The sequence below is a fragment of the Shewanella sp. SM87 genome (assembly GCF_025653705.1).
GTDB lineage: Bacteria > Pseudomonadota > Gammaproteobacteria > Enterobacterales > Shewanellaceae > Shewanella > Shewanella oncorhynchi.
Window position 1 is genome coordinate 32,615 of sequence record NZ_JAKKSC010000024.1, and the last position, 21,643, is coordinate 54,257.

18 protein-coding genes and 3 tRNA genes are annotated in these 21,643 nt (G+C 45.6%); 10 read left to right on the top strand and 11 right to left on the bottom strand.

What is annotated here, in order from left to right; translation table 11 throughout:
• Positions 1-18: 18 nt before the first annotated feature.
• The gene (locus tag L5M11_RS17285) at positions 19-744 is read right to left on the bottom strand and encodes a UDP-2,3-diacylglucosamine diphosphatase (RefSeq protein WP_263192838.1); all 726 of its coding nucleotides are present in this window, start codon (positions 742-744) and stop codon (positions 19-21) included.
• 8 nt (positions 745-752) lie between these two features.
• Entirely contained in the window at positions 753-1,247 is a 495-nt protein-coding gene (locus tag L5M11_RS17290; protein ID WP_198572192.1) for a peptidylprolyl isomerase, read from the bottom strand.
• A gap of 140 nt (positions 1,248-1,387) precedes the next feature.
• Here L5M11_RS17290 and cysS point away from each other — a divergent pair, with 140 nt between their 5' ends.
• A complete protein-coding gene (gene cysS, locus L5M11_RS17295; RefSeq protein ID WP_212599882.1) occupies positions 1,388-2,767 on the top strand; it encodes a cysteine--tRNA ligase in 1,380 nt (459 codons plus the stop codon).
• Between the two features lie 148 nt (positions 2,768-2,915).
• Here cysS and folD read toward each other — a convergent pair whose 3' ends face one another.
• Complete coding sequence (folD, locus tag L5M11_RS17300; protein ID WP_168823651.1) at positions 2,916-3,770, bottom strand: bifunctional methylenetetrahydrofolate dehydrogenase/methenyltetrahydrofolate cyclohydrolase FolD; 855 nt, start codon at positions 3,768-3,770, stop codon at positions 2,916-2,918.
• A gap of 364 nt (positions 3,771-4,134) precedes the next feature.
• Between folD and L5M11_RS17305 the strand changes: the two genes are divergently transcribed.
• The 9 genes from L5M11_RS17305 (at position 4,135) to L5M11_RS17345 (ending at position 13,231) form a co-directional block, all read left to right on the top strand.
• Positions 4,135-4,211 (top strand) — tRNA-Pro (locus tag L5M11_RS17305).
• A gap of 116 nt (positions 4,212-4,327) precedes the next feature.
• A tRNA-Arg gene (locus L5M11_RS17310) sits at positions 4,328-4,404 on the top strand.
• 9 nt (positions 4,405-4,413) lie between these two features.
• A tRNA-His gene (locus tag L5M11_RS17315) sits at positions 4,414-4,489 on the top strand.
• A gap of 261 nt (positions 4,490-4,750) precedes the next feature.
• Positions 4,751-6,055 (top strand): trigger factor, encoded by a 1,305-nt coding sequence (tig, locus tag L5M11_RS17320; protein ID WP_263192841.1) that lies wholly within the window; start codon positions 4,751-4,753, stop codon positions 6,053-6,055.
• 89 nt (positions 6,056-6,144) lie between these two features.
• Positions 6,145-6,753, top strand: coding sequence for an ATP-dependent Clp endopeptidase proteolytic subunit ClpP (gene clpP / locus L5M11_RS17325; RefSeq protein WP_063883148.1), 609 nt, complete (start codon positions 6,145-6,147; stop codon positions 6,751-6,753).
• 84 nt (positions 6,754-6,837) lie between these two features.
• Entirely contained in the window at positions 6,838-8,118 is a 1,281-nt protein-coding gene (gene clpX / locus L5M11_RS17330; RefSeq protein ID WP_028760467.1) for an ATP-dependent protease ATP-binding subunit ClpX, read from the top strand.
• 132 nt (positions 8,119-8,250) lie between these two features.
• Positions 8,251-10,608 (top strand): endopeptidase La, encoded by a 2,358-nt coding sequence (gene lon / locus L5M11_RS17335; RefSeq protein ID WP_105252934.1) that lies wholly within the window; start codon positions 8,251-8,253, stop codon positions 10,606-10,608.
• A 259-nt stretch (positions 10,609-10,867) separates the two neighbouring features.
• A complete protein-coding gene (hupB, locus tag L5M11_RS17340; RefSeq protein ID WP_006081127.1) occupies positions 10,868-11,140 on the top strand; it encodes a nucleoid-associated protein HU-beta in 273 nt (90 codons plus the stop codon).
• Positions 11,141-11,365: 225 nt separating this feature from the next.
• On the top strand, positions 11,366-13,231 hold the full coding sequence (locus L5M11_RS17345) for a SurA N-terminal domain-containing protein (protein WP_263192842.1): 1,866 nt from the start codon (positions 11,366-11,368) through the stop codon (positions 13,229-13,231).
• Positions 13,232-13,425: 194 nt separating this feature from the next.
• On the opposite strand, the gene L5M11_RS17350 is transcribed toward L5M11_RS17345, so the two are convergent.
• The 8 genes from L5M11_RS17350 to pspF all read right to left on the bottom strand — a co-directional run bounded on the left by L5M11_RS17350 (position 13,426) and on the right by pspF (position 21,556).
• On the bottom strand, positions 13,426-13,638 hold the full coding sequence (locus tag L5M11_RS17350) for a molybdopterin-binding protein (RefSeq protein ID WP_006085368.1): 213 nt from the start codon (positions 13,636-13,638) through the stop codon (positions 13,426-13,428).
• A 138-nt stretch (positions 13,639-13,776) separates the two neighbouring features.
• Positions 13,777-14,979 (bottom strand): enoyl-ACP reductase FabV, encoded by a 1,203-nt coding sequence (gene fabV / locus L5M11_RS17355; RefSeq protein ID WP_105252933.1) that lies wholly within the window; start codon positions 14,977-14,979, stop codon positions 13,777-13,779.
• A gap of 105 nt (positions 14,980-15,084) precedes the next feature.
• A complete protein-coding gene (locus L5M11_RS17360) occupies positions 15,085-15,870 on the bottom strand; it encodes an ATP-binding cassette domain-containing protein (RefSeq protein WP_105252932.1) in 786 nt (261 codons plus the stop codon).
• The gene (locus tag L5M11_RS17365) at positions 15,851-16,858 is read right to left on the bottom strand and encodes an oligopeptide/dipeptide ABC transporter ATP-binding protein (RefSeq protein ID WP_113938851.1); all 1,008 of its coding nucleotides are present in this window, start codon (positions 16,856-16,858) and stop codon (positions 15,851-15,853) included. The genes L5M11_RS17360 and L5M11_RS17365 overlap by 20 nt, the downstream gene beginning before the upstream one ends.
• Positions 16,859-16,861: 3 nt before the next feature.
• Positions 16,862-17,752 carry an ABC transporter permease subunit gene (locus L5M11_RS17370; protein ID WP_105252931.1) on the bottom strand — a complete coding sequence of 297 codons (891 nt, stop codon included), beginning with the start codon at positions 17,750-17,752 and terminating at the stop codon, positions 16,862-16,864.
• Complete coding sequence (locus L5M11_RS17375) at positions 17,739-18,770, bottom strand: ABC transporter permease (protein ID WP_028760461.1); 1,032 nt, start codon at positions 18,768-18,770, stop codon at positions 17,739-17,741. Before L5M11_RS17375 ends, L5M11_RS17370 begins: the two co-directional genes overlap by 14 nt.
• A complete protein-coding gene (locus L5M11_RS17380) occupies positions 18,770-20,395 on the bottom strand; it encodes an ABC transporter substrate-binding protein (RefSeq protein WP_028760460.1) in 1,626 nt (541 codons plus the stop codon). The genes L5M11_RS17375 and L5M11_RS17380 overlap by 1 nt, the downstream gene beginning before the upstream one ends.
• Positions 20,396-20,464: 69 nt before the next feature.
• The gene (gene pspF / locus L5M11_RS17385; protein WP_263192843.1) at positions 20,465-21,556 is read right to left on the bottom strand and encodes a phage shock protein operon transcriptional activator; all 1,092 of its coding nucleotides are present in this window, start codon (positions 21,554-21,556) and stop codon (positions 20,465-20,467) included.
• Between the last annotated feature and the right edge of the window lie 87 nt (positions 21,557-21,643).

Genomic DNA, 21,643 nt, shown 5'->3' on the forward strand with positions numbered 1-21,643 from the left:
CTACTTAAGCCTATGCCTTTAGGTCATCGTCGGGTCGAAGGGTAAGGACTGTAAATTAATCCCTTCAGCGCTCACACTGAGCACACTGCCTTGCTCATACCAATCGCCAACCACTATACGCTTACAGCCATTGGCAAGTTGATGAATGGCCGGTCTGTGAGTATGACCGTGGATCATATGCTTAGTGTGTGTCTTGGCAAATAACACATCGACCGCATTGGGCTCTACATCCATGATAGTGTAGCTCTTTTGCTTATTGCTGTTCTTGCTCTTGCTGCGAATTTTATCAGCAATGCCCTGACGGGTTTTCTTGGATAAACAACCATACAGCCAACGAGACAGCGATAAACTGCGCAGTTTTCGAAAGCGTTGGTAGGCCTTATCTAAAGTACATAAGCTGTCGCCGTGCAAAATTACAGTGTCGACACCGTATAAATTGAGGCGAGTGACTTCGGGTAAAATTTGCATGCCTGCGGCGCGCGCAAATTGTTTGCCTAGCATGAAGTCACGGTTGCCATGGATAAAATACACGGGCAACTTTTGTGATACTTGCTTGAGTTTTTCGGCGATGTCTAGGGCAAAAGGCAAGGCAATATCATCACCAACCCAGACTTCAAACAAATCGCCTAGGATATAAAGGGCGTCAGCATCATCGAGTTCAGTGTCGAGAAAGTGAGTGAACGCTTGGGTGATATCAAGGCGATCTGCACTCAGGTGCAGATCGCCTATAAATAGAGTTCGCATTCGCCGTATTATGCCGCGACGCTGACTTTTTCAATCACAATGGCTTCTAATGGCACATCTTGATGCATACCACGGTTGCCAGTGCTAACGGCCTTGATTTTTTCGATAATGTCCATGCCTTCAACGATTTCGCCGAATACGCAGTAGCCCCAGCCCTGTGAGGTTTCTGATTTAAAATCGAGGAAAGTGTTGTCGTTCACGTTAATGAAGAACTGCGCAGTAGCTGAATGTGGATCTGAAGTACGCGCCATAGCGACAGTACCAGTACGGTTTGATAAACCGTTATTGGCTTCGTTCTTCACTGGCTCGTTACAACGCTTTTGGCTCATGTCTTCGTTGAAGCCACCACCTTGGATCATGAAACCGTCTATCACACGGTGGAAGATAGTGCCGTCGAAGAAACCTTCGTCAACATATTTCATGAAGTTTGCTACTGTTAACGGTGCTTTTTCAGCGTTCAGTTGCAGTTTAATGTCGCCTAAATTAGTGTGTAATGTGATCATGTTTTCATACTCAGTGTAAATAGTGGCGCGATTCTAACTTATCTCGGATTGCGCGCAAAGTGCAGTATTCAAAACCTGTCAGGCCGTGATAGACTGACTCCTTGATTTTACACCTGAATGTATCATTGAAGAGAATATCGATGTTGAAGATTTACAACAGTATTACCCGCCAAAAACAGGAATTTAAGCCAATTAATCCCGGGAAAATTGGGATGTACGTGTGTGGTGTGACCATATACGATCTCTGTCATATTGGTCATGGCCGTACTTTTGTTTCCTTCGACATGATAGTGCGCTACCTGCGTTACGCGGGTTATGAAGTGAATTTTCAGCGCAATATTACTGATGTTGATGACAAAATCATCAAGCGCGCTAACGAGAATAACGAAAGCTGTGAAGCCTTAACCGAGCGTCTTATTGGTGAAATGCACCAAGACTTCGATGCCTTAAATATGTTGCGCCCCGATTTTGAACCGCGCGCGACCCTTCACATTGCTGAAATCATCGACATGGTTGAGTTATTACTCGCCCGTGGCCATGCCTATGTGGCGAGCGATGGTGATGTGCTTTTCAGCGTGGCCTCATATCCTGATTATGGCCGTTTATCGGGCCAGAATTTAGATCAACTGCAAGCTGGTGCTCGGGTTGAAGTGGATGAAACCAAGCAAAATCCAATGGATTTTGTGTTGTGGAAAATGTCTAAACCTGGCGAACCAACGTGGGAATCCCCATGGGGACCAGGTCGTCCTGGCTGGCATATCGAATGTTCGGCCATGAACAGCAAACATTTAGGTCTGCATTTTGATATCCATGGCGGCGGCTCTGACTTACAGTTCCCACATCATGAGAATGAAATCGCTCAGTCTTGCTGTGCCCATGACACGCCATACGTCAACTATTGGATGCACACTGGCATGGTGATGGTTGACCGTGAAAAGATGTCTAAGTCCTTAGGCAACTTCTTCACCATTCGCGATGTGCTTGGTCACTATGATGCTGAAACTGTGCGTTATTTCTTATTATCTGGCCATTATCGTAGCCAACTGAATTATTCAGAAGATAACTTGAAACAAGCTCGCTCAGCTTTAGAGCGTTTATATACCGCCATTAAAGATGTCGACTTGACTGTTGCTGCGGCGCCAGCAGAAGAGTTTGTCGCGAAATTTAAAGCGGCGATGGATGATGACTTTAATACACCTGAAGCATATTCCGTTCTATTTGATATGGTGCGTGAGATCAATCGTTTAAAACTGACCGATATGGCACAGGCATCTGCGTTAGCGGTCACCTTGAAGCAATTAGCAGATGTGTTAGGTCTATTAAGCCAAGAGCCAGAGGCCTTCTTTCAAGGTGGCGGTAGTGACGATGAAGTGGCCGAAATCGAAGCCTTAATCGTTGAGCGTAACCGTGCTCGTACCGAAAAGGATTGGGCTGCTGCGGATGTGGCGCGTAATCGTTTAGATATTTTGGGCGTTGTGCTTGAAGATGGTCCAAGTGGCACCACTTGGCGTAAGAAATAAGCTTATTCGCTATATTTTTAATTCAAGAAAATCTTCAGTAAATAAAAAACCTGCATCATGCAGGTTTTTTTATGCTTGCTAGAACTTAGAACTTAGAACTTAGAACTTAGAACTTAGAACTTAGAACTTAGAACTTAGAACTTAGAACCTAGTCATGATACTGCTCGGCGGCATATAAGGTGTTTTCTAATAGGCTTGCAATCGTCATCGGGCCAACACCGCCGGGGACTGGAGTGATAAAGCTGGCATTTTGCGCAGCAATGTCATATTGCACATCGCCGACTAAGGTGCCGTTATCTAAACGGTTAATACCCACATCTATTACAATCGCGCCAGACTTGATCCACTCGCCAGGAATAAAGCCAGGTTTACCCACTGCAACGATCACGAGATCTGCCTGACGAATTTTTTGCTCGAGATTCTTAGTGAAGCGGTGGCAAGTAGTGGTGGTGCAGCCAGCAAGCAGCAACTCTAAGGTCATTGGGCGGCCGACAATATTCGATGCGCCAACCACAACAGCATCTAAACCATAGGTATCAACGCCGGTGGATTTGATGAGTGTCATTATGCCCATTGGGGTGCAAGAGCGCAGCACCGGAATACGCTGGGCTAAACGGCCGACATTGTACGGGTGAAATCCATCGACGTCTTTATCTGGGCGGATACGCTCGATGACTTTTGAGTCTTCGATATGTGCGGGTAATGGCAGTTGCACTAAGATGCCATCAATTGTCGGATCATCATTAAGACTATCAATCAGGTTGAGTAATTCATCTTCAGTGCAGTTTGTTTCTAAATCGTATGAACGAGAAATAAATCCAACTTCTTCACAAGCCTTACGTTTACTGCCAACATAAACTTGTGATGCCGGATCGGCTCCCACTAATATTACGGCTAAACCCGGTACGCGTTGTCCAGCCTCTTTGCGGGCTGTGACTTTTTCGCTGAGCTTAGTGCGGATGGATTGAGCAATCGCCTTGCCGTCGATTATTTGGGCTGTCATGGGTGTAGGATATCCTTTATATGGGCGATGGTGAAAACACTAGTTAACACAGAGATTGGCAATCGTGGCTATTTTAACAGGGCACAGCTACTGTGTCATGGTTAAAGCCGTTGCCAAGTGGATAAAAAAAACCAGATTAGCCTGATAATTCAGCACCTAGAGTCGAACGATAAAAAAATCGTTGACGGGTGTAAAGTGAGGGGATAAGATGCGCTCCGTTCTCAGGCAGATGTGTTCATCTTGCGCTGAAACTGTCATGTAAGACGTTAGGTAATTAGCGCAGTCCGATAGTACATGCAGATTTTGGATGAGAGCGGACCAGAGGGAACCCTCTGAGTTGATACCAAGTAAAATGTAAGACCTTCGGTGATTAGCGCAGTCCGGTAGCGCATCTGGTTTGGGACCAGAGGGTCAGAGGTTCGAATCCTCTATCACCGACCACTTTATTGTCGTTTGCTTCGATGAATTCAAAATAATTTGAACTAAAATAGGCAAATGATAGGGTTAGCATAAATGCTTTCCAAATCGGTTAGGATACAGAAAATTCTGTAAACCATGCGCCCGTAGCTCAGTTGGATAGAGCACCCGCCTTCTAAGCGGGTGGTCGCAGGTTCGAATCCTGCCGGGCGTACCAGTTTCAGTGGTGATTGTAGCTCAGTTGGTAGAGTCCCGGATTGTGATTCCGGTTGTCGTGGGTTCGAGCCCCATCAGTCACCCCATTTTTAGTACTTTGAGTACAAATTAAATAAAGCGACCTTGTGTCGCTTTTTTTATACCCCAGATTCGGCTGTTGAGGCTCGACTCTGCAGAAAACGGTGGCTATAATGTCGCGTCTTGATAGATATCAACTATGAGCGACCTGTGCCTAAAGCCAGTTGTGGTGGGCATTGTAGTCAAATTTAATGATCAAGAAACGAATACCTGAATAGTTGATGAATCGGCTATTACAAAGGACGTTAGACAAATTTCGAGGTAAAACAATGCAAGTTTCTGTTGAAGCAACCCAAGGCCTAGAGCGTCGCCTGACCATTTCTGTTCCTGCTGAACAAATTGAAAAGCTGGTTAAAGACAGTTTACAACGTGAAGCTAAGCGTGCTCGTATCCCAGGTTTCCGTCCTGGTAAAGTGCCTGTTACTGTTATAAACAAACGTTACGGCGCAGCGATTCGTCAAGACATCATGGGTGAAGTGATGCAACGTAACTTCATCGAAGCAATTATTGCTGAGAAGTTAAACCCAGCGGGTGCACCGACTTTTGTTCCTGGTTCTACTGATGGCGAAAAATTCGAATTTATCGCTACCTTTGAAATCTATCCAGAAGTTGAGCTGAAAGGCTTAGATGCAATCGAAGTAGAACAGCCAAAAGCTGAAGTGACTGACGCTGACGTTGACACTATGATTGAAACCTTACGTAAACAACACGCGACTTTCGCTGCTGTTGAGCGTGAAGCTGCTGATGGCGGCAAAGTGAAAATGAACTTTGTTGGCTCAGTTGACGGTGAAGAATTTGAAGGCGGCAAAGCTGATGATTTCGAACTGCAACTAGGTAGCGGCCGTATGATCCCTGGTTTTGAAGCAGGTATCTTAGGTCACAAAGCGGGCGAAGAATTTGTTATCGACGTGAACTTCCCTGAAGAATATCACGCTGAAAACCTGAAAGGTAAAGCGGCTAAGTTTGCGATTACGCTGACTGAAGTGCAAGCGGCTAACCTGCCAGAAGTAAACGATGAGTTTGCTGCTCTGTTCGGTATCAGCGAAGGTGGCTTAGAAGCCCTTAAAACTGAAATCCGTAAAAACATGAACCGTGAACTTGAGCAAGCGTTAAAAGCTAACGTGAAAGAGCAAGTGATCAATGGTCTGTTAGCTAACAACGATATCACTTTGCCAAAAGCATTGATCGATGGCGAAGTTAACGTTCTGCGTCAACAAGCCATGCAACGTTTTGGCGGCCAATCGGCTAACATGCCAGAACTGCCAGCTGAATTGTTCACTGAACAAGCTGCACGTCGTGTTAAAATCGGTCTGCTATTAGGCGAAGTCATCAAGACTAACGAACTGAAAGCGGAAGATGAACGCGTACAAGGCTTGATCGCTTCTATGGCGTCTGCTTACGAAGATCCAAGTGAAGTGGTTGCTTATTACAACAGCAACAAAGAGCTGATGCAAAACATGCGCAACGTTGCTTTAGAAGAGCAAGCGGTTGAAGCACTGTTGAAATCTGCCAAAGTGACCGAAAAACAAGTCGCTTTTGAAGAATTTATGAACAAGGCTACTGGTCGCGCATAAGCTAAGCTTGACTTGATTAGCTGTTCGCCATTTATAATGGCTCGTATGAGGCTCCTCATGCGAGCCATTTTTATTTAGGGAAGTGAATAATGCATAATGCGTCAGACATACAAAGTGCTTTAGTGCCTATGGTGATCGAACAGACTGCTAAGGGTGAACGCTCATACGATATTTATTCTCGTTTGTTGAAAGAGCGGATTATCTTTTTGGTAGGTCAAGTTGAAGAACACATGGCAAACCTTATCGTGGCGCAACTATTATTCTTAGAATCAGAAAGCCCAGATAAAGATATCTTTTTATACATTAACTCTCCTGGTGGCTCTGTCACCGCAGGCATGGCGATTTATGATACCATGCAGTTTATCAAACCGAATGTTAGCACTGTCTGTATCGGCCAAGCCGCCAGTATGGGCGCTTTCTTGTTAGCTGGTGGTGAGAAGGGTAAGCGTCACTGTTTACCAAACTCTCGCGTGATGATCCATCAACCGCTGGGTGGTTTCCAAGGTCAAGCATCAGATATTGCTATTCATGCCAAAGAAATCTTAGGCATTAAAAATAAGCTTAACCTAATGCTCGCTGAACACACAGGTCAACCGCTCGAAGTGATTGAACGCGATACCGATCGTGACAACTTCATGAGTGCAACTCAAGCCGTCGAATATGGCTTAGTTGACTCTGTGATGACGAAACGCGGCTGATTTTTGCTTTTGACTGAGCTATGCTTTGTAAAAGTTAAGCAAATTTAAGACAGGCAGTAGAGCAGACTGCAAATGAGGTAATTAATGGGCGACAACAAAAATAATGGTGACAGCGGTAAATTGCTGTACTGCTCTTTTTGCGGAAAGAGCCAGCATGAAGTCAGAAAACTCATTGCTGGCCCATCAGTGTATGTATGCGACGAATGTGTTGAGTTATGTAACGACATCATTCGTGAAGAGATTAAAGAAATCTCTCCAAAGCGTGATAGCGATAAATTACCGACACCACATGAGTTGCGTGCACATTTAGACGATTATGTTATTGGCCAAGACAGAGCGAAAAAAGTGCTTTCTGTGGCAGTGTATAACCACTATAAGCGTTTAAAAAATGCATCGCCTAAAGATGGTATCGAGCTGGGCAAGAGTAATATTTTGCTTATCGGTCCAACGGGTAGCGGTAAAACTCTACTGGCTGAAACCCTTGCGCGCTCACTCAATGTGCCTTTCACTATGGCAGATGCTACTACGCTGACTGAAGCGGGTTATGTGGGTGAAGACGTTGAAAACATCATTCAAAAGTTGCTGCAAAAGTGCGACTACGATGTTGAGAAGGCGCAGCGTGGTATCGTTTATATCGATGAAATCGATAAAATTAGCCGTAAGTCAGACAATCCATCAATCACCCGTGACGTATCGGGTGAGGGTGTACAGCAAGCGCTGCTTAAGTTGATTGAAGGCACTGTTGCCGCGGTTCCACCACAAGGTGGCCGTAAGCATCCACAGCAAGAATTCTTACAAGTCGATACTTCTAAGATCCTGTTTATCTGTGGTGGTGCGTTTGCAGGGCTTGAGAAAGTGATTGAGCAACGTGCGCACGTTGGCTCGGGTATCGGTTTTGGTGCACAGGTAAAAGGCGAGAAAGAGAAGGCGACGATCTCTGAAACCTTATCGCAAGTAGAACCTGGCGATTTAGTCAAATACGGTTTAATCCCCGAGTTTATTGGTCGTCTACCAGTGGTTGCGACTCTGACTGAGCTGGATGAAGAAGCTTTAGTACAAATTCTATCTCAACCTAAAAATGCCCTAACTAAGCAATACAGTGCGTTATTTGAGATGGAAGGGGTTGAGCTTGAGTTCCGCGAAGATGCGCTTAAAGCGATTGCTCACAAAGCCATGTCTCGCAAGACTGGTGCCCGTGGCCTACGCTCCATCGTTGAAAGTATTCTGCTGGATACTATGTACGATATCCCATCCGTTGACGGTGTGGTGAAGGCCGTTGTGGATGAATCAGTCGTGAAAGGGGAATCTGCCCCAATCTTGATTTACGAGCACAATGAGGCCCAAGTGGCATCAGGTGAACAATAATTGTACTGATCGCTAATAAACTGAAAAACAAGGAGTCCAATGGACTCCTTTTTTCGTATTAGCCATTGAAACTCCATAAAGCGTCCCAATATACTCCAGTATTAATCCATTTCACCAAAACGGAATCGAACTATGACCCAAGAGCGTGAAGCGCATATCGAACTCCCCGTGCTGCCACTGCGAGATGTGGTGGTCTATCCCCATATGGTAATTCCGTTATTTGTCGGACGAGAAAAATCTATTCGATGTCTTGAAACGGCAATGGCGCAGGATAAGCAAATTATTTTAGTGGCGCAGCGTGATGCCGAGCTCGATGAACCATCAAAAGATGACATCTTCGAAGTGGGTACGGTTGCCTCTATTTTACAGTTACTTAAGCTGCCAGACGGTACAGTCAAAGTGCTGGTTGAAGGCGGTCGTCGCGCCCGTATTACCCGTTATACCCAAGAAACAGAATTCTTTGTGGCTAAGGCTGAGTATCTGGAATCAGAACCGCTGGAAGACAAAGAAGAAGAAGTGTTAGTGCGCAGTGCTATTGGTCAGTTTGAAGGTTATATCAAGCTGAACAAAAAGATCCCACCAGAAGTCTTGACCTCTTTATCGGGTATCGATGAAGCGGCGCGTCTGGCCGATACTATGGCCGCACACATGCCACTTAAGCTTGAAGATAAGCAATCTGTGCTTGAGATGGTCAACGTCGGCGAACGTCTGGAATATCTAATGGCGATGATGGAATCGGAGATCGACCTATTACAGGTTGAGAAACGTATCCGGACTCGCGTTAAAAAACAGATGGAAAAGAGTCAGCGTGAGTACTATCTGAACGAACAGATGAAAGCCATCCAGAAAGAACTGGGTGACTTAGATGAAGGCCATGACGAATTTGAAGCCTTAAATCGTAAGATTGAAGAGGCTAATATGCCCGCTGAGGCGAAAGAGAAAGCCCTCGCCGAGCTTAACAAGTTACGCATGATGTCACCAATGTCGGCTGAAGCGACGGTTGTTCGCAGTTATGTCGATTGGATGACGGCTGTGCCTTGGAGCCAACGCTCTAAAATCAAACGTGATTTAGCCAAAGCCCAAGAAGTACTCGACACCGATCATTTTGGCCTTGAAAAAGTCAAAGAACGTATCTTGGAATATTTGGCAGTCCAAAGCCGAGTGCGTCAGCTTAAAGGGCCAATCCTATGTTTAGTGGGGCCACCAGGTGTGGGTAAAACCTCGCTAGGTCAATCGATCGCTAAGGCCACCGGTCGTAAGTATGTGCGTGTTGCCCTCGGTGGTGTGCGTGATGAAGCGGAAATCCGTGGTCATCGCCGTACTTACATTGGGTCTATGCCAGGTAAAGTCATTCAAAAGATGGCTAAAGTCGGCGTGAAAAACCCGTTATTCTTGCTCGATGAAATCGACAAGATGAGTTCTGATATGCGCGGCGATCCGGCTTCTGCTTTATTAGAAGTGTTAGATCCTGAGCAAAATGCGACCTTTAACGATCATTACCTCGAAGTCGATTACGACCTATCCGATGTGATGTTTGTTGCAACGTCAAACTCTATGGATATTCCTGGGCCACTTCTTGACCGTATGGAAGTCATTCGTTTGTCGGGTTACACCGAAGACGAGAAGCTGAATATTGCTAAGCAACATTTGCTGAATAAGCAAATTGAGCGCAATGGTTTAAAAGCCACTGAAATTAAAGTAGATGATAGTGCTATCGTTGGCATTATCCGTTATTACACCCGTGAAGCGGGTGTGCGTTCACTCGAGCGTGAATTGTCTAAGATTTGCCGTAAAGTCGTGAAAATGATTTTGCTCGATAAGTCTGTCAAGTCTGTGACTGTCAACCAAGAGAATCTTAAGTCTTTCCTTGGTGTGCAGCGCTTTGATTACGGCAAAGCCGAGTCTAAGAACCAAATCGGTCAAGTGACTGGCTTAGCGTGGACTCAAGTGGGCGGTGACTTACTGACGATTGAAGCAACCTCAGTGCCAGGTAAAGGGAAGTTAACCTATACCGGTTCCCTTGGCGACGTGATGCAAGAGTCGATTCAAGCAGCGATGACAGTTGTTCGCGCCCGTGCGGAACAATTAGGTATCAATGCTGATTTCTACGAGAAGCGTGATATCCACGTGCATGTGCCAGAAGGTGCGACACCCAAAGATGGTCCATCTGCAGGTGCGGCAATGTGTACCGCGTTAGTATCAAGCTTAACGGGTAACCCCGTGCGTGCTGATGTGGCCATGACAGGTGAAATAACCTTACGTGGTGAAGTGTTACCTATCGGTGGTTTGAAAGAAAAACTGCTAGCAGCTCACCGCGGCGGCATAAAATTGGTGCTTATTCCAAAAGAAAATGAGCGCGATTTGGAAGAAATTCCTGCCAATGTAATTGCCGATTTAGAAATTCGTCCCGTGCGTTGGGTCGATGAAGTGTTAAAACTGGCACTAGAAAGGCCGGTGGAAGGCTTCGAAGTGGTTAAAAACTTGGCATAACGCAAGAAATTGCGCTATCACGTTAAAAAAAATGAAAAAAGGGGCTTAACAAAGCGCAGACCTGTGGTAGCCTAGGTCTGTGGAGAGCCAGCTGCTCCAAGCCCTTGGCGCAACTGGCTTTGAGCTGTATCCAGTTTTAATTCTTTGGTTTTCGAACTCAGCTTGAACTTTGAATTCAAGCTTGTTATAAAAGCCTCCGCAGACCGCTCTAGAGACGGATTTGGTTGCGGCGCAAAAAAATTACATTCAAGGGGATGACATGAACAAATCTGAACTAATCGAGAAAATCGCATCTGGTGCTGACATTTCTAAAGCCGCTGCTGGCCGAGCACTGGATTCTTTTATCGCTGCTGTGACCGAAGGTCTGAAAGAAGGTGATAAAATTTCTCTTGTTGGTTTTGGTACTTTTGAAGTGCGTGAACGCGCTGAGCGTACTGGTCGCAACCCACAAACGGGTGAAGAAATCAAAATCGCAGCAGCTAAAATTCCTGCATTCAAAGCTGGTAAAGCACTGAAAGACGCTGTTAATTAATAATTAATATCGTAGCCTTTGTAAGGCGTTCGTAATGACAAGCACTGTTTATCAGTGCTTTTTACGAATTGAAAGTAATGGAATATGAAGCTTAATTTCTACCATTACTCGGGGTTTTAGAATTTACCAGTGGTAGCGTCTGAATATTCCCCATAAATTACAGAAAGGCGCATCTCAACCTGATGCGCCTTTTTATTTTGTTAATCGCAACAAGCGAGAAATCTGATGTTAGAAAAGATCCGCGATGGTTCGCAAGGCGTGATTGCTAAAGGCATTCTCGTACTTGTGATTTTATCTTTTGCATTTGCAGGAGTCAGTAGTTACTTAGGTTCAACAACTGATGTGCCTGCGGCAGAAGTGAACGGTGACAAGATCACTAAAGCCGAGCTAGAGCAGGCGTACCAGAGCGAGCGCTCTCGCATGGAGCAACAGCTAGGTGAAATGTTTGCTGCGTTATCTGCTGACGAAAAATACTTACAAAGCATTAAGCAGAGCGTATTAGAACGCTTAGTGGCTGACAAGTTGATAGATCAAGCTGCTAAGGCTATAGGTCTACGTGTATCTGACGAGCAAATTGTTGCTGCAATGAGAGCTGAACCGGCATTTCAAACTGATGGTAAATTTGATAACGATCGTTATCAGGCGATTCTGCGTCAGTTAGGTTATCAGCCACAGACTTTCAGAGACATGATGCGTGTCGATATGACCCGTCGTCAGTTAACTGCGGCCCTTGTGGGTACTGAATTCGTGTTACCTGGCGAAGCTAAGCAATTGGCTGAGTTACAAGGCCAAACCCGTGATGTGCGCTATGTTATTGTCGATTCTGCACCATTCTTAGCGACAGCGGTTGTGACTGACGAGCAAGTGAAAAACTATTACGACGCAAACCAAGGGCAGTTTATGAGTCCTGAGATGGTGAGCTTAGAATATGTTGAACTGAATGCTGCTGATTTTGCTAAAAATAATCCAGTTTCTGATGAAGAAGCACAAACGTATTACGAAGAACATAAAGCACAATATGTTTCTAACGAGAAGCGTCTTGCCGCGCATATTTTGGTTATGCCAGGTAATGATGAAGCTGCAGCAAAAGCAAAGGCTGAAGATCTCGCTAAGCAATTAGATAGCGGTGCCGATTTTGCTGATCTGGCTAAAGCTAACTCTGATGATACTTTGAGTGCAGAGCAGGGCGGTAAACTGGATTGGTTTGAACCTGGTGTTATGGACCCCGCATTTGATGCCGCTTTATTTGCATTAAATAAAGGCCAACATTCTGCGGTGGTTAAAACAGACTTTGGTTTCCACATTATCAAGCTATTAGATGTGCAATCTGGCGCGACTGTACCTTTTGCTGATGTGAAAGCTAAGATAGTGGCTCAATTGCAAGATAAGAAAGCGGTTGACCAGTTCTATAGCTTACAAAGTAAATTAGCGGATACCAGCTATGAAGTGCCAGATACACTATCTGAAACCGCAAAAGCTGTTGGCGTTGATGTTAAGACTACAGCACTGTTTTCTCGCGATAATGCACCTGCTGAGCTAAACAAGCCTGACTTAGTTAAAGCAGCCTTCTCTGAAACTGTGATGCTGAAAGGTTTAAACAGTGAAGTGATTGAGCTTGAACCTAACCATGTGGTTGTTATCCGAGCGAAAGAACATCACGATGCGGGTACTTTGGCCTTAGCTGAAGTGAAAGCCAACATCACTGAGCGCTTGAAGCAAGATCAAGCAAACGAAGCCGCCCGTGCAAAAGCACAGGAACTGATGGCACAAGTTAAAGCGGGTGCAACTGATCTTGGTTTAGTGTCTAAAGCGAAACTAGGCCGTGGTGCGCAAGACGTTGATGCTGCGATTGTAGGCAAAGCGTTCCAAATGCCAACACCAAGTACAACTCCTGTTGTTGATACCGTTGGTTTAGCAAACGGTTATGCTGTGGTTGCACTGGATAAAGTCAACGCAGCAGAAGGTGTGAGTGATGAGCTAGTTAATGCACTTAAACAACGTCTGAACGCACAATACAGTGAAGCAGACTACCGTGGTTTGATCGATTCGCTTAAAGCCAATGCCAAGGTGCTTTATCCTGTAGAAGAATAATTTCAGTGAGGATAGTGAGTTATTAAATTTACTATCCGACTGATTAAATAGAAAAGGCCAAGTGAGTTCACTTGGCCTTTTTGTTTTTTTAATTCGATAAAGTTTACCAATGAAGTTCGAAGGATATCCGCTATAGCAACACTGTCAGACTCCATATTCCATTACTTCAATCGCCACGTTACTGAGTTGAATGGTTAATCATCAACGCCAATCATTACGCTGCTGGCTTTGATGAGGGCATAAGCCGAATCACCCACTTTGAGCCCTAGGCGCTCACAGGAAGCTTTAGTCACCACAGAGGTCAGTACGACACCGGGTGCAAGTTCGATTGTCACTTCATTGTTTACAGCGCCCATTTCTATGGATTTGATTGTACCGCTGAGGGTGTTTCTTGCGCTAATTTTCATTGATTTTCCTTATTGAGGGATTATTAGGGGTCAACTGCAGCTAGTGTAGCGCATCTTAATTTGGGAGTTATAAATAAAAACGCCACTAAAAAGTGGCGTTTAACGTTTGTGATAAGCAGTGATTCGCTATCGAGTTGATTAGAGTTCGATAACGTCAAATTCAACGTATGGGTTAACGTCGGCATCGTAATCAATGCCTTCGATACCAAAACCAAATAACTTAATAAATTCAGCTTTGTATTCACGGTAATCAGTCAATTCTGATAAGTTTTCTGTGGTCACTTGTGGCCACAAATTACGACAGTGTTGCTGAATATCTTCACGCAGTTCCCAGTCATCTAAACGTAAGCGATTATCACTGTCGGTCTCAGGTTTTGCACCATCGGCACGGAATAGACGCTCACTGAATAAGCGATAGATTTGCTCCATACAACCTTCATGGAGACCTTCCTGACGCATTTTCTTAAATACCATAGCGATATATAAAGGCATGACAGGAATGGCCGAACTCGCTTGAGTCACAACGCTCTTTAGCACTGCAACATTTGCGCTGCCGCCAGTGGCTGACAGTTGTTCATTTAACGCTTTTGCTGCGCGGTCCAGATCCATCTTGGCCTTGCCAAGGGCGCCGTGCCAGTAAATTGGCCACGTCAGTTCTGTACCTATATAGCTATAGGCTACGGTTTTGCAGTTATCGGCTAATACACCGGCTTCAGATAGGGCTTTAATCCACAGTTCCCAATCTTCGCCGCCCATAACAGTGACAGTATCGGCAATTTCTTGCTCAGTTGCTGGCTCAACGGTGGCTTCAATGATGCAGTCTTTATTGGTATCAACGGCAGTCGCTGTGTAAGTTTCGCCAATGGGTTTTAAAGCTGATCGGATAAGCTCACCTGAATCAGGGAGTTTGCGCACTGGTGATGCCAGTGAGTAAACAACCATGTCAATTTCACCAAGATCTTGCTTGATAAGCTCGATGACTTTTTGTTTAGCTTCATGGCTAAAGGCATCGCCGTTAATGCTTTTAGAATATAAACCTTCCGCTTTAGCAAATTTGTCGAAAGCGGCAGAGTTGTACCAACCTGCAGTACCTGGTTTCGCTTCAGTACCTGGCTTTTCGAAGAACACGCCAATCGTTGCGGCATCGCTACCAAAAGCGGCTGCGATACGTGAAGACAGACCATAACCACTTGATGAACCGACTACTAATACCTTTTTCGGGCCGTTAGCGATCTTGCCTTTTGCTTTAGTTAAGGTGATTTGTTCTTGAACGTTTACTTCACAACCGACAGGATGTGTAGTGGTACAAATGAATCCACGAATTTTTGGTTTGATAATCATATTTAAGCTTCTTCTATCAAAATGACCAATAGGATAAATATTTCGGCGGGTAAATGGCACCTATTTTTAGCCAATTCACCTGATTATTTAAGTGGTTGGAGCAGTTTAGCGTTTGTGAACAAACAGACTCTGCTCTTGGACCAACCTCTGGGTGTATTCATGTTTTGGTGAGTTAAATATTTGTTCTGTATCAGCTTTTTCAACCATTACACCTTTGTGCAGTACCATGATTTTATCGCTGACATGGCGAATAATATTGAGATTATGGGACACGAAGATATAAGACAAGCCGAGATCTTTTTGCAGTTTTAACAGCAAATTAAGAATTTGCGAACGCACCGAAAGGTCCAATGCGGTTAAGGCTTCATCGGCAATGATAATTTTAGGATTGAGCATTAAGGCTCGTGCTACTGCGACTCGTTGTTTTTGCCCTTCGGAAATCATGTGCGGATAAAACTCCGCATGCTCGGGTAATAAACCTACTTTTCGTAAGGTATCGACCACTTGGGTGTGCCGCGATTGCGCTGACATTTGGGTGTTGAAACGCAGCGGCTCATCGAGTAATTGACCAATCGTTAGGCGCGGGTTCAGTGAAGTATTCGGATCTTGGAAAATCATCCGAATTAAGCGGCATCTTTGCTTCACATTGCGGCTGTCTAAGGCTTCACCTTCGAAAAATATTTCACCACCGCTGCGGGGCTCTGCACCGACTAAAATGCGGGCGAGGGTACTTTTACCTGAACCCGCCTCACCCACTATCGCTAAGGTTTCACCGCGTTCGAGTTCAAAGGATACGGGCGCTAATGCATCGTTATATTGGCGGGAAAAGCCCTTATAACCAGTATCATATCTTTTATAAAGGTCATTAACTTTAAGCAGTGGGGTCGTCATTATGGGTTTCGCCGTGATAAGGGAAATGACAGGCAAAATAGCGGTCTTTGATATGACTCAAATTTGGCTGATTAACGCATTTTTTTTGTGCTTCAGGGCAGCGTGGCCCTAAACGACAACCAATTGGCAAATGCTGTAAGGCGGGCGCAGAACCCGGTAGGGTAGGCATAATCGCCTTGTGACCACCTGAGCCTGAATAGTCGGGCATATTTTCGAGTAACGCCTTAGTGTAAGGATGATAAGGCTGCTTAATCACTTCGTCCGTCGGCCCAGATTCCATGACTTGACCGCAATAGAGTACGGATAAGTGATCGCACCATTGGGCTAAGGTTTCCAGCTCGTGGCTGATCAATAGAATCGATACGTTTTGTAATTGATTTAATTGGGATAATAATCTGAAAATTTGCGCCTGAGTGCTGAGCTCCATCGAGCTTGTGGGTTCGTCTGCAATCAAGAGGCGAGGCTGGTTAGCAACCGCCATCGCAATCATCACCTTTTGGCATTCGCCTTCGGATAATTCCCATGCGTAGCTAGACATCACCTGCCGCGGATTCTTGATCCCGACTTTATGCAGCCATTTCTGTGCTGTAAGTCGTGCATGCCTGCGCCGTTGCCAAAAATAGGCGTTGGGATTTTTAGGCATAGCTTGCATTAACTGACTGCCAACGGTTTGTGCTGGATCTAAGCTGCCAGACGGATCTTGGAAGATCATTGCCATGTCTGAACCCATCAGGTTACGGCGCTCTTTTGAGCTCATGGCCATCAAGTTATTGCCATCCCACATCATGCGGTCTGCTGTGATAGTCCAGTTAGGGCCGGGGATGCCTAAAATTGCTCTGGCTAACAAACTTCGTCCTGAGCCAGATTCACCCACTAGCCCATGAATTTCGCCCGCATTGAGCGTTAAGCTGACTTTTTCTAGCGCCCGCACTCTACCGTGGGGCGTATCGAGTTCAATCGTTAGATTTCGTACGTCGAGTAAAGGCATAAGTTAGTTTCTGATGGGCGCAAGCGCCGACCGTAGGCCATCGCCAACCAAGTTAATGGAAAGCACACTGAAAAGAATCGCTAAGCCTGGGATAGTTACGGCCCAAGGCGCAGTTAGTAAATTATCCATTCCTTGGGCGACCATAGCGCCCCATTCTGGACTCGGCGCCTGTGCGCCCAAGCTTAAAAAACCGAGGGCAGCGATGTCTAAAATAGCAGCTGAAATGGCAAGTGTGGTTTGAATTATCACCACTTCCCAGACGTTTGGCATAATGACGTACCAAAAAATTTGCATCGAGTTTGCACCGTCTAAACGTGCGGCTGTGACATATTCTTTTTGTAATTCTTCATGCACTGACTGGTGTATGGAGCGCACAAATTGTGGGGTTAAGGCTATCCCGACGGCCCAGAACACATTTTCAAGCCCTGGTCCCATTACAGCGACCACTAAAATGGCCATTAATAATGAAGGAATCGATAACAGCGCATCGAGCAAATGACCGAGAATACTGGATTTTAAGCCCCGCATCATGCCCGACAACGACCCTATGATAAAGCCTGTGAATAATGCGGTGACGACGATCAGCAGCGCCATGCCAAAGGTCAAGTGCGCGCCGTGTAATAATCGGCTGAAAATATCGCGGCCGAGATCGTCAGTCCCTAAAAAGTGCGCCACTGTGCCTGAAGGGTCCCAAGAGGGTGGCAACAGCAAGGCTCTTGGATCTTGTGCCTCTGGCGGAAAGGGCGCAATCATAGGGCCAAACAGGGTTAGCAAGAGCAGAAATGCAATCGTCCACAGACCTGCTAAAGCGAAAGGATTAGCCGAAAAGTTAATCCAAACCCGCATAGTCGGGGAGGCAATTTGATCTTCTTGATAAATTTTAACTGGTGGCATAAAGGTCTTTTCTGCTCAGTGGATTAAAGGCTGTGTGCAGCACTTCAATCAAGATACTTAGGAAGATAATCAATAGGGCCACGGCCAAAATCCCACCTTGGATAACAGTATAGTCCCGTTGGTAAATCCCTGAAACTAGCCAAGATCCTACACCAGGCCAAGAGAAAATCATTTCAACCACTATGGCATAACTGGCAAATGAGCCAAGCATTAGCCCTAAATGTTTAAGTACGGGGATCAGCGCATTGGGCAGTGCGTGGCGCAGTATAATCGTGCCAGTATGCATGCCTCTGGCTTCGGCGGCGCGGATAAAGGTTTGATTCATCACATTCACCATTGCCGAACGGGTGCTACGAACCACTACAGTAAAAGGTAACACGGCCAGTGTTGTGGCAGGCAAAATGATATGCAGCAGGGCATCTTTAAATGCCGACATGCCGTATTCAGACTCTGACAACAAGGTATCCACTAGCATAAAGCCAGTGACGGGCTTGATTTCATAGAGCAAATTGATTTGTCCCGAAATTGGTAACCAACCAAGATCGACGCCAAACCAAAGCGAAAGATACAGGCCTAACCAGAATACGGGTACAGAGTAGCCCGTTAGGGTAATCGCCATAATGGTATTTTGGGTGAGCTTATGTTGACTCTGGGAGGCGAGCACGCCTAAGGGCACGCCCAAGCAAATTGCGATAATACCCGCCATCACAGCAAGTTCGAAGGAGGCGGGCAGGACGGCACTGAGTTCTTCGGCGACTTCTTGATGTGACGTGACTGAAATCCCTAAATTACCGCTAAGCCTTTGTTGTAGGTAAGCGATAAATTGCCACGCTTGGTTTTTATCTAATTTGTAGTCCTGTTCTATTTGAACCAGTTGGGTCGCCGTCGGTGTATGTATGCCAGTGAGTGCATAGGTGCGCTCAACTGGAAACAAGCCTGTAGCGTAAAATAAGACACCCACCATGACTAACGAAGTAGCAAGAAATAAATTGAGGCGACGCAGTAGGTATGTAAACATTAATTCGCCTCCTGTGGTGCTTGGCTAGTATGGGTGAAGGAAATCCCACCAAAAGGCGTAAGCTGCATATCCTTGATATCACTGCGAGTTAACGCTACACGTTTGGCATGGGCCAGACTCAGCATAGGTACTTGTTCAGCTAAAAAGGCTTCTGCTTGTTGATAAATCACTTTACGTTCCGCTTGATCTGATACTTCCCTTGCGCTGTTTAAGATGGCATCAAACTCAGGGTTACACCAGCGAGAACGATTGTTGTTTGATTGCATTGCTGCGCAGCTCAGCAGCGGATTAAAAAAGTTATCGGGATCGCTGTTATCAGCATTCCAGCCAATCAGCACAGAATCATAGTCGTCGCGGCTCAGTCTCTGATTAAATACGCTCCAATCGTAACTGACGATATTCACTTTTACGCCGATGTTTGCTAAATCGGATTGAATTAATTCGGCCGTTTTCAACGAATTGGGGTTATAAGCGCGGGCAACCGGTATGGCCCAAATATTGATGCTGAGATTTTTTATACCGGCTTCTTTTAATAGGTCACGTGCTTTTTGCGGATTGTAATCGACAAGTCCTTTGTTATTTTCGTAGGCCCATGATGCTGGCGGCAGAACGCCGGTGGCTTCAATGGCAGTATTTTGATAAACCGCTCGCAGGATATTTTGTTTATCAACAGCATAGGCAAGTGCACGACGTACGCGAACATCATCTAACGGTGGCTTTTGCGTATTAAAGGCCCAGAATGCTACGTTAAGACCTGGTTGTGATTCGATGTTTAATTCTTGATGCTGTTTGATAACAGGCAGTTCACCTGCTTTGGGCAGCGCAGAAACGCTGCAATCCCCCGCGATAAGCTTAGCGAGCCTAACTGTACTTTTGGGCGTGATATCAAATACCAGCATATCGATTTTTGCTGGCTCTCCCCAAAAATCGGGATTACGGCGATAGCGGATATATTCGTTTTTAGCGTATTGCACTAAGGTGAACGGTCCTGTACCAATGGCAAAGTGGTCGACGTTTTCAGGATGACCTAAAGCTAACTGCTGCTGCGCGTATTCGTTGGATAAGATCACCGCAAAGTCGGTGGCTAAATTTGACAAAAAAGAAGCGTCTTTGCGGGTTAAGTAAAAGACCACTTCATGATCGTTTATCTTCTCTATCCCTTTAACTTGCTGAGAAAAGCCAATACTTTGGAAGAAGGGATAACCCGTGCGGGAGACAAAATGATAAGGATGCTGGGTATCGATAATACGATTAAAGGAGAACAACACATCGTCGGCATTAAAGGGGCGAGTTGGGTAAAAACGCTTTGAATGCTGGAACTGCACGTTTTCCCTGAGAGTGAAACGATAGCTTAAGCCATCATCAGACATGGCCCAACTCGTCGCCAAGGCAGGGACAAGCTTGCCAGACTGGGTATCATAATCCACTAAGCGACTATAAATTTGGTGCGAGGTGGCATCGATTGTCGTGCCAGATGTCACCAATTGTGGATTAAAAGACTCAGGATTCCCTTCGGAGCAATACACCAAACCGGAGGGGAGTCGTTGGGGGCCACACGCGACCAACAACCAACTCATGCAAGAAACTGCAGTTGTTAGGCACAGGCGTCTAATTAGCACACTCATTTATAAATCATTATTTTATCGACTATGAACGGCTATTTTAGCAGTGCATCTCCCCCATGGGCAATCTGCTTATGCTTTATCAAGTAAATTGTATTTTTTAAGGATGCCACGCAGTTGGTGGTAGCTTAATCCGAGCATGTCGGCGGTTTTCTTTTGGTTGTATTGGCTGCTTGAGAGTGCCTGCTGGATCAGATCCATTTCGTATTTCTCAGTTTGCTCTTTAAAATCCAGCGGAAAATTAAAGTTATGCACTGAAGACTCAGTATTGGCGGGTACTTCAGTCTCAAGTATCGGCGTAGATTGCGACGTACTGGCAAGGGTTGTTGGCGCGACTGAGGTGATTTGACGTTCGCGGGTCTTGATCCGCGTTTTAGGTCGATAGGGCGAAGCAAAGGGATCGAGGGTGATATGGTCGATGGGCCTATTTTCACCGCCATTACGGTAAACGCTGCGCTCTACAACGTTTTTAAGTTCACGGATATTACCCGGCCAGTCGTGGGTCATTAATTGCTCGACCGCATGGGCGCTGAAACCGCTGAACAGCTGCAGCTTTAATTGGCGCGCCATGCCAACGGCGAAATATTCCGCCAGCGTCATTATGTCTTCTGGGCGGCAACGCAGTGGGGGCAGAGTGATTACATCGAAGGCGAGTCTATCGAGCAAGTCGGCACGAAATTCGCCTGCGTCAGCAAGTGATGGTAAATCTTCGTTGGCGGCGCAGATTAACCGAACATCAGCCTGCACGGTTTTACTGCCGCCGACCCGTTCAAATTCGCCGTATTCAATGACACGCAGGAGCTTTTCTTGGACAAGTCCTGAGGTGTTGGCTAATTCGTCGAGGAATAAGGTGCCGCCGTCGGCGCGCTCAAAGCGGCCTTCGTGTTTGCCTTTGGCGCCAGTAAAGGCACCTGATTCATGGCCAAATAATTCACTCTCGAGTAAATTTTCACTCAAAGATGAACAGTTTAGCTTAATAAAACTTTGATCCCAGCGCTTAGACAGATAATGTAAGCGTTCGGCAATAAGCTCTTTACCTGTACCACGTTCACCAATAATCAGTACGGGTTTAGACAGAGGCGCTATTTGCGACACATGTTCTAACACTTCGAGTAGGGCGTTGGATTGACCGATAAGGTTGTCTTGCTGAAATTTATTATCCACGATATTTTTTAGTCTTTCGCGCTAAAATTTGGTGAAAAAGATAATAAGTGGCTTGAAGCGTAAAAGGAAGTAAAAGTTAATATTTTG

Coding starts and splice junctions, on each gene's coding strand:
- L5M11_RS17360 (WP_105252932.1), bottom strand. CDS start 15,870: ATGACGACCCCACTGCTTAAAGTTAATGACCTTTATAAAAGATATGAT.
- L5M11_RS17285 (WP_263192838.1), bottom strand. CDS start 744: ATGCGAACTCTATTTATAGGCGATCTGCACCTGAGTGCAGATCGCCTT.
- fabV (WP_105252933.1), bottom strand. CDS start 14,979: ATGATTATCAAACCAAAAATTCGTGGATTCATTTGTACCACTACACAT.
- clpP (WP_063883148.1), top strand. CDS start 6,145: ATGCATAATGCGTCAGACATACAAAGTGCTTTAGTGCCTATGGTGATC.
- L5M11_RS17290 (WP_198572192.1), bottom strand. CDS start 1,247: ATGATCACATTACACACTAATTTAGGCGACATTAAACTGCAACTGAAC.
- L5M11_RS17370 (WP_105252931.1), bottom strand. CDS start 17,752: ATGCCACCAGTTAAAATTTATCAAGAAGATCAAATTGCCTCCCCGACT.
- cysS (WP_212599882.1), top strand. CDS start 1,388: ATGTTGAAGATTTACAACAGTATTACCCGCCAAAAACAGGAATTTAAG.
- lon (WP_105252934.1), top strand. CDS start 8,251: ATGACCCAAGAGCGTGAAGCGCATATCGAACTCCCCGTGCTGCCACTG.
- clpX (WP_028760467.1), top strand. CDS start 6,838: ATGGGCGACAACAAAAATAATGGTGACAGCGGTAAATTGCTGTACTGC.
- hupB (WP_006081127.1), top strand. CDS start 10,868: ATGAACAAATCTGAACTAATCGAGAAAATCGCATCTGGTGCTGACATT.
- L5M11_RS17345 (WP_263192842.1), top strand. CDS start 11,366: ATGTTAGAAAAGATCCGCGATGGTTCGCAAGGCGTGATTGCTAAAGGC.
- folD (WP_168823651.1), bottom strand. CDS start 3,770: ATGACAGCCCAAATAATCGACGGCAAGGCGATTGCTCAATCCATCCGC.
- L5M11_RS17365 (WP_113938851.1), bottom strand. CDS start 16,858: ATGCCTTTACTCGACGTACGAAATCTAACGATTGAACTCGATACGCCC.
- L5M11_RS17375 (WP_028760461.1), bottom strand. CDS start 18,770: ATGTTTACATACCTACTGCGTCGCCTCAATTTATTTCTTGCTACTTCG.
- tig (WP_263192841.1), top strand. CDS start 4,751: ATGCAAGTTTCTGTTGAAGCAACCCAAGGCCTAGAGCGTCGCCTGACC.
- L5M11_RS17350 (WP_006085368.1), bottom strand. CDS start 13,638: ATGAAAATTAGCGCAAGAAACACCCTCAGCGGTACAATCAAATCCATA.
- L5M11_RS17380 (WP_028760460.1), bottom strand. CDS start 20,395: ATGAGTGTGCTAATTAGACGCCTGTGCCTAACAACTGCAGTTTCTTGC.